The sequence below is a fragment of the Mycobacterium sp. genome, assembly GCF_032159775.1.
Taxonomy (GTDB): domain Bacteria; phylum Actinomycetota; class Actinomycetes; order Mycobacteriales; family Mycobacteriaceae; genus Mycobacterium.
Genome location: NZ_JAVHWK010000189.1, coordinates 1 through 5,709 on the forward strand (window position 1 = coordinate 1; position 5,709 = coordinate 5,709).

Sequence of the window (5,709 nt, forward strand, 5' to 3'; positions counted from 1 at the left end):
GGTTCTCGCTCTTGCGGGCGATCTTGTCGACCTCGTCGATGTAGATGATGCCGGTCTCGGCGCGCTTGACGTCGTAGTCGGCGGCCTGGATCAGCTTGAGCAGAATGTTCTCGACGTCCTCACCGACGTATCCGGCCTCGGTCAACGCCGTCGCATCGGCGATCGCGAACGGGACGTTGAGCATCTTGGCCAACGTCTGCGCGAGGTAGGTCTTGCCACAGCCGGTCGGGCCGAGCATCAGGATGTTGGACTTGGACAGTTCGACGGGCTCCGCGCGCGAGTCGCGCATCTTCTCCTGCGCCTGGATGCGCTTGTAGTGGTTGTAGACGGCGACGGCCAGTGTCCGCTTGGCGGTGTCCTGCCCGATGACGTAGCCCTCGAGGAAGTCGCGGATCTCGACCGGTTTTGGTAGCTCGTCGAGTTTTACGTCGTCGGCATCGGCGAGTTCTTCTTCGATGATCTCGTTGCAGAGATCAATGCATTCGTCACAGATATATACGCCGGGGCCCGCAATGAGCTTTTTGACTTGCTTCTGACTCTTTCCGCAGAACGAGCACTTCAGCAGGTCACCGCCGTCTCCAATACGCGCCATGGTGGTGGGGTCCTACTTTCCTGTTCGCCGTCGAATTGGTCAGGTGGGTGGGTCGCCTCCGGGCGATTACCCGACGCTACCCGCTCATTCCGGCGCGGTGCGACCGATAAAGCCGAATCGCGTCGGTGGTATTTAGCTGTGTTTGCAGAACATATCGCCTCATGCGTCCCACAACCCCCATGGACGCGCCACCGTGTCCCTGGCGTGTCGCCGCCGTTACCGGACTGAGAGGCCGTCCCCGTGCTGATCGTAGAGTTGCGAAGTGGCGTTCGCAGTCTCCAACAATACCGTTTTGATCAGCGATGGTGGCTTGGCCACCGAACTGGAAGCGCGCGGCCACGACCTGTCCGACGACCTGTGGTCGGCACGGCTGCTGTTCGACAAGCCCGAGGCGATCATTGCAGCTCACCGGGCTTTCTTCGCGGCCGGTGCGGCGCTTGCTACGACGGCCAGCTACCAGGCTTCCTTCGACGGTTTCGCGGCGGGGGGAATCGACCGCGAAGGTGCCGAGCGGCTGATGCGCCGCAGTGTGGAACTGGCCGCCGCGGCCCGTGATGAAACCGGGGCCGACGGCCGGTGGGTGGCGGCGTCGGTCGGCCCGTACGGCGCGGCGCTGGCCAACGGTGAGGAGTACGTCGGGCGATACGGACTCTCTGTCGCGGAGCTGAGCGAGTGGCATCTGCCGCGTCTGGAGATCCTGTCCGGCGCGGGAGCCGACGTAATGGCCATCGAAACGGTGCCCGATGTCGACGAGGCCGAGGCGTTGGTGGGGTTGGTGCGACAGCTGGGTGTGCCTGCGTGGTTGAGCTACACGATCGACGGCCTGCATACGCGCGCGGGCCAGCCGCTGGCGGAAGCGTTCGCCGTTGCGGCGGGAGTGCCGGAGATCGTCGCCGTCGGTGTGAACTGTTGCGCGCCGGGCGATGTCCTGCCGGCGATTCAGATTGCGCGCGAGGTGACCGACAAGCCCGTCATCGTCTATCCCAACAGCGGCGAATCATGGGACGGCGCACGGCGAACATGGATCGGTGAGGCGCGCTGGTCGTCGGACCTGCCCGCACAATGGGTGGCCGCGGGCGCACGCATCGTCGGCGGCTGTTGTCGAGTGATGCCGGACGACATTGCCGAGCTCGCGGCGGCGCTCACTCCCCCATAAACGCCGAAACTGCGGGGAGATCGCGAAATCCAGCAGTATCGCGATCTCCCCGCAGTCTCGCGGCTTCAGGACGATGATTTGGGACGCAGCCGCAACCATAGGGGGCCTCGCCATGCGGATCGCCAAGAACGACATTCCCGTCAAGCTCGACGCACCCGGCGCGAAGGCCCGACAGTTGCCGGATTTCGGAAAAGCAGACGGCGTGCTCGGCGCGGAGTATTTCAGCCTCGGCGCGGGCACTGACATATCGCCGTTGCTCGAAGGCTTAGAGGGTGACCTGTGCCAAGCGCCGCACTGGGGTTATCTCATCGGGGGCGAGGTGGTCATCACCTACGGCGACGGCAGCACGGAAACCTGCCGCGGCGGTGATCTGTACTACTGGCCGGCCGGACACACGGTGCGCGCGGTCGAGGACGCGGAGTTGGCGATGTTCAGCCCACAGGCCGAACACGGACACGTCATTGACCACCTCGCGGCGAAGATCGCCGCGCAAGAGGGTTAGGCGTTCTGAGCCGACAGCTTGCGGTACTCCAGCACGGTGTCGATCACGCCGTAATCCTTGGCCTCCTCGGCGGTGAGGATCTTGTCGCGATCGGTGTCCTTGCGGATCTGCGCGGCGTCCTTGCCGGTGTGGTGAGCCAGCGTCGTCTCCATCAGGGTCCGCATCCGCTCAATCTCCTTGGCCTGGATCTCCAAGTCGGAGAACTGGCCCTGGATGACGCCGGAGAGCGCGGGCTGGTGGATGAGGATGCGAGCGTTCGGCAGCGCCAGCCGCTTGCCGGGGCTGCCCGCGGCGAGCAGCACCGCGGCGGCCGACGCGGCCTGGCCGAGGCACACGGTCTGGATGTCGGCACGCACGTACTGCATGGTGTCGTAGATCGCCATCAGCGACGTGAAGGAGCCGCCGGGCGAGTTGATGTACATGGTGATGTCGCGGTCGGGATCAAGGGACTCCAGCACCAGCAGCTGCGCCATGATGTCGTTGGCCGACGCGTCATCCACCTGCACGCCGAGGAAGATGATGCGCTCCTCGAACAGCTTGTTGTACGGGTTGGACTCCTTGACGCCGAAGCTCGAATGCTCGATGAACGACGGCAGGATGTAGCGGGCCTGCGGCTGCAGGCGGGGGTCCGTGTGATCGGTCATTTGTCTAGTCCTGCCGTCGGTCCTGAGCCGTTGAGATTGACGCTGGTGATGATGTGGTCGACGAACCCGTACTCGAGGGCTTCCGGCGCGGTGAACCAGCGGTCGCGGTCGGAGTCGGCCTCGATGCGCTCGAGGGTCTGTCCGGTGAATTCCGCGTTGAGACGGAACATCTCCTTCTTGATGACCGAGAACTGCTCGGCCTGGATGGCGATGTCCGCGGCGCCGCCGGTGATGCCGCCGAGCGGCTGGTGCATCAGGATGCGAGCGTGCGGCAGCGCGTAACGCTTGCCCTTGGTGCCTGCGGCGAGCAGGAACTCACCCATCGATGCGGCCATGCCCATGGCGTAGGTGGCGACGTCGCACGGCGCGAGCACCATGGTGTCGTAGATCGCCATGCCGGCGCTGATCGAGCCGCCGGGCGAGTTGATGTAGAGGTGGATGTCCTTGGTCGAGTCTTCGGCGGACAGCAGAAGGATCTGCGCGCACAGCCGATTGGCGATGTCGTCGTCGACCTGCGACCCAAGGAAGATGATGCGCTCGGCGAGCAAGCGCTCATAGACCGAGTCGACGAGGTTGAACCCTGCCCCGTTCGAACGCATGTCAGTCACGGCTGGATACCTGCTTTCTTCATTGCTACTCACCGAACACTAACCAACCTGAGCGACGGCGCACTCCCTGACATGGGCGCGTTCGCTCACAGCGTCACTTGGTTTCGGCTGGAGCCTCGTCTGTCTCGTCGTCGGCTTCCTCGGGCTCCGCATCGGAACTGCCGCCGGCTGCCGCTTCGACCTGCGCGGCGATCTGGGCCGCGGCCTCGGCCGGGTCCGTGGTCGCGGGCGGGCCGAAGAACTCGGCGGTGTCGATCACGTTGCCGTCGGTGTCGGTGACGGTGGCACCGTGCACGACGGCGGCGACGGCCAGGCCGCGACGCACGTCGGCGAACATCACGGGCAGCTGGTTGTTCTCCTGGAGGTACTGCAGGAGCTGCTGCGGCTCGAGGCCGTACTGCCGCGACATCAGCACGAGGCGCTCGGTCAGGTCGTTCTGACCGACCTGCACGTTGAGCTGGTCGGCGATGGCGTCCATCACCAGCTGGGTCTTGACGGCGCGCTCGGAGTTCTCCTTGTTGTCCTTGTCGAACTCTTCGCGGCTGCTGCCCTGGGCCTCCAGCGCCTTGGCGAAGGCGTCCTCGTCGTGGTCGAGTTGGTGGATCGCGTTGTGGACGGTGTCGTCGATCTGCGCCTGCACGATCTTCTCGGGCAGCGGGACCTCGGTCTGGTCCAGGAGCACTTCGAGGGCCTTGTCGCGGATCTCCTCGGCCTGCTGGATGCGCTTGACCCGTTCGACCTGTTCCTTGAGACTGTCCTTGAGCTCGTCGATGGTGTCGAATTCGCTTGCCAGTTGGGCGAATTCGTCATCGGGCTCGGGCAATTCGCGTTCTTTGACGGACTTGACGGTGACGGTCACCTGGGCCTCTTCACCGGCATGCTCGCCGGCGGCCAGCGTCGTCGGGAAGACCTTGGTCTCCCCCTCCTTGAGGCCGACGAGAGCGTCGTCGAGGCCGTCGATCAGCTGGCCGGAGCCGACCTCGTGGGACAGGCCCTCGGTCTTGGCGTCGGGCACATCCTTGCCGTCGACGGAGGCCGACAGGTCGATGGAGACGAAGTCGCCTTCTTCGACGGGGCGCTCGACGCCGGTGAGGGTGCCGAAGCGGGCGCGCAGGTTCTGCAGCTCGGTGTCGACGTCCTCGTCGGTCACCTCGATGGGGTCGACCTCGATCTTGAGCGTCTCGAGATCGGGGATGTTGATGTCGGGACGGATGTCGACCTCGGCGGTGAAGACGAGTTCGTCGTTGTCCTCGAGCTTGGTGATCTCGATGTCAGGCTGGCCGAGAGGTTTCACCTCGGAGGTGGTGACTGCCTCGCTGTAGCGGCTGGGCAGGGCGTCGTTGACGACCTGCTCAAGCACGGCGCCGCGGCCGATGCGGGCCTCGAGCAGCTTGCGGGGGGCCTTGCCGGGCCGGAAGCCGGGCAAACGGACCTGCTGGGCGAGCTGCTTGAATGCCTTTTCGAAGTCGGGTTCCAACTCGGCGAAGGGCACCTCCACATTGATGCGAACCCGGGTGGGGCTCAACTGCTCGACGGTGCTCTTCACGGACTCGCTCCTTGTGGCTCTCGTTGACGGCTTCGGTGGTGCTGCTGGTCGGGGTGACAGGATTTGAACCTGCGGCCTTCCGCTCCCAAAGCGGATGCGCTACCAAGCTGCGCTACACCCCGTCGGACCACCGCAGATACTACGGCCCAGGCACGCCGAACCCTTAATTGGATTTGGTTGGATTGCCGCCGGTACAGTGTGGTGCTGCACGCTAGCGGGCGTAGCTCAATGGTAGAGCCCTAGTCTTCCAAACTAGCTACGCGGGTTCGATTCCCGTCGCCCGCTCCACCAAACTTCGTGATAGGGGCTTTTTTGCTGGTCGAAGGCGGTTCTGGCCGGCTCTCGGAACCTCCACGGAACCCCGTGAACCACGGCATCAGGAGTCGTCCGTGGATCGTCCTCGTCGCCGAGCAACTCAACATCCTCGTGGAGCGGCTTCGGGGTCCAGATCGACAAATCCGAAGGCGATGTGACCGGTTTGGCGTCACTCTCCTGAGTAGGGCTGGACGTGGTTGCGCGCTACTGCAATTGCTGCCCGGTGGGCACATCAATGGCCGCCACACCGTCTCGCCGTGCGACACTGCACTGGCTGAATGGGAGGGACTTCTATGACGGGCTGTACGACGGCAAGACTTTTTGCCGCTCTGAAATTGGCGATGGC

6 protein-coding genes and 2 tRNA genes are annotated in these 5,709 nt (G+C 64.5%); 3 read left to right on the forward strand and 5 right to left on the reverse strand.

What is annotated here, in order from left to right; genetic code table 11:
- The coding region (locus QOJ24_RS24510; RefSeq protein WP_526265941.1) for a ClpX C4-type zinc finger protein at positions 1–592 on the reverse strand (592 nt) is incomplete at its 3' end.
- 262 nt (positions 593–854) lie between these two features.
- On the opposite strand from QOJ24_RS24510, the gene mmuM reads away from it, so the two are divergent.
- On the forward strand, positions 855–1,748 hold the full coding sequence (gene mmuM, locus QOJ24_RS24515) for a homocysteine S-methyltransferase (RefSeq protein WP_526265942.1): 894 nt from the start codon (positions 855–857) through the stop codon (positions 1,746–1,748).
- 112 nt (positions 1,749–1,860) lie between these two features.
- Positions 1,861–2,250: a cupin domain-containing protein gene (locus tag QOJ24_RS24520; RefSeq protein WP_526265943.1), complete on the forward strand. Its 390-nt coding sequence runs from the start codon at positions 1,861–1,863 to the stop codon at positions 2,248–2,250.
- On the opposite strand, the gene QOJ24_RS24525 is transcribed toward QOJ24_RS24520, so the two are convergent.
- The 4 genes from QOJ24_RS24525 to QOJ24_RS24540 form a co-directional block, all read right to left on the reverse strand.
- Entirely contained in the window at positions 2,247–2,894 is a 648-nt protein-coding gene (locus QOJ24_RS24525; protein ID WP_526265944.1) for a ClpP family protease, read from the reverse strand. The two genes, QOJ24_RS24520 and QOJ24_RS24525, sit on opposite strands and share 4 nt — an antisense overlap.
- On the reverse strand, positions 2,891–3,493 hold the full coding sequence (locus QOJ24_RS24530; RefSeq protein ID WP_526265946.1) for a ClpP family protease: 603 nt from the start codon (positions 3,491–3,493) through the stop codon (positions 2,891–2,893). The genes QOJ24_RS24525 and QOJ24_RS24530 overlap by 4 nt, the downstream gene beginning before the upstream one ends.
- Before the next feature lie 103 nt (positions 3,494–3,596).
- Positions 3,597–5,048, reverse strand: a complete 1,452-nt coding sequence (gene tig / locus QOJ24_RS24535; RefSeq protein ID WP_526265945.1) for a trigger factor — start codon at positions 5,046–5,048, stop codon at positions 3,597–3,599.
- 45 nt (positions 5,049–5,093) lie between these two features.
- Positions 5,094–5,170 (reverse strand) — tRNA-Pro (locus QOJ24_RS24540).
- Positions 5,171–5,262: 92 nt separating this feature from the next.
- Between QOJ24_RS24540 and QOJ24_RS24545 the strand changes: the two genes are divergently transcribed.
- Positions 5,263–5,336: transfer RNA gene (locus tag QOJ24_RS24545), tRNA-Gly, on the forward strand.
- Positions 5,337–5,709 lie beyond the last annotated feature (373 nt).